The sequence below is a fragment of the Bacillus sp. SG-1 genome, from assembly GCF_000181495.1.
Taxonomy (GTDB): domain Bacteria; phylum Bacillota; class Bacilli; order Bacillales; family Bacillaceae_B; genus Rossellomorea.
In genome coordinates this window covers 1-1,672 of sequence record NZ_ABCF01000159.1, presented here as the reverse complement: position 1 = coordinate 1,672, position 1,672 = coordinate 1, and the positions used below count along the sequence as shown (strand labels likewise).

Annotated in this window: 1 pseudogene; it reads right to left on the bottom strand. The window is 45.8% G+C overall.

Going from position 1 to position 1,672, the window contains the following annotated elements:
- Positions 1–1,672 (bottom strand): annotated as a pseudogene (gene secD / locus BSG1_RS19375) (protein translocase subunit SecD); the annotation flags it as partial.

The window sequence follows — 1,672 nt, the reverse complement described above, 5'->3', positions numbered from 1 at the left end:
TCAATACTGCCGCAATGAAAGTCAAATCTACTCAAGGCGCGTCAAGCTGAAGAATGCAATGATAAAGAATGCATCATGCAGCAAGGCAGCAATGGCGCCGATTGCCATGTAAAGTTCGAATCGAAGGGTTACGTAGATAATGATACCAATCGATGCGATAGCAACAGCAAGCATCGCGTTTTTAGCAAGTTCTTTACCGATAACCGGAGATACCGTACTAATATTCGGCTCAGCATCGTAAGCTTCACTGAAGTAATTCTTCAATTCGGCGATTTCCTCTTTTGTGAGGACTTCCTTATAGCGGACAACCCCGATCTCATCATTGTCACCTGAAATGACAATTTCGTCTGAAGGAAATCCTGCTTCTTCGAGTTCCTCAGTCAAACTGTCAGAGGTCAAGCTGCCATTAGAGAGGATTTCCATCCGTGTCCCGCTGGCAAAATCAATGCCCAGGTTCAGCCTGAAGATTGCCAGGACAATGAGTCCAGCAGTAATCAGGATACCCGAAATAGCAAAGAATTTTTTGCGCTGTTTAGCAAAATCGAACTTATCATATTTAGTCGGCAAATCGAGTGTGTCATAGTTTTCTGCAATGTCTTTGATATCTTTAGGATTTACACCAAGCCATGAAGGCTTCTTGTTGAATGCCCGGCTGTTGACCCACAGGCCAAGGAGCAGCCTGGATCCCCATACAGCGGTCAGGAAACTTGTCAGGATGCTGACAATTAACATTGTCGCAAAACCTTTGACAGAGCTTGTACCGAAGTAGAATAGGACTGACCCGGCAAGAATGGTTGTCACGTTTGCATCCAGGATTGTCATAAAGGAAGATTTATTTCCCGCCTGGAATGCTGCACGGACGCTTTTGCCGACCTTCAGTTCTTCTTTGATTCGTTCATACGTGATGATATTGGCATCGACGGCCATACCGACTCCAAGGATCAAGGCTGCAATACCAGGAAGCGTCAAGACACCATTCATCATGTCAAATACCCATAGGATCAAGAAAATATAGACTGACAAGGTAATCATGGCGATGAAGCCAGGGAAGCGGTAGAAAACAAGCATGAACAGGAACACAATTACTATACCGATGATTCCGGCTGTAACAGTTTTATCCATTGCCTGTTCACCGAATTTCGCTCCTACGGATGTCGAGTAGACTTCTTCAAGTTCTACAGGCAGGGCCCCGGCATTCAGTAAGGATGCAAGATTTTGGGCTTCCTCGATTGTGAAGCTTCCTGTGATTTGTACTTCATTCGAATTGATTGGTTTTGAAACTTCAGGAGCAGATAAGAATTTCGGCGTAGCTTTTGTTATCTCCTCTTGATAAGAATCGACTCCCTCTTCGAAGTCTAGCCAGATTACCAGCCTGTTACTAGGCTGAGGCTGCTGGGAAAGTTCTTTCGTCAATTCATAAAACTTCTCGCGGTCTTCTAACTCCAAAGATACGATAGGGTTGTTCCCCTGATCGAAAGCTTGCTGTGCTGCACCTGCAACAAGGTCAGATCCATCCAGCCTCACTTCGTCATTGATATCCCGGAAAGACAGATTAGCCTGCGTGGAGAGTATTTCCCTCGCTTCGTTCTGGTCTTCAACTCCTGCGAGCTGGACACGGATACGATCTCCGTCTTCAATCTGGATATTGGGTTCACTGACCCCCAGCACGTTG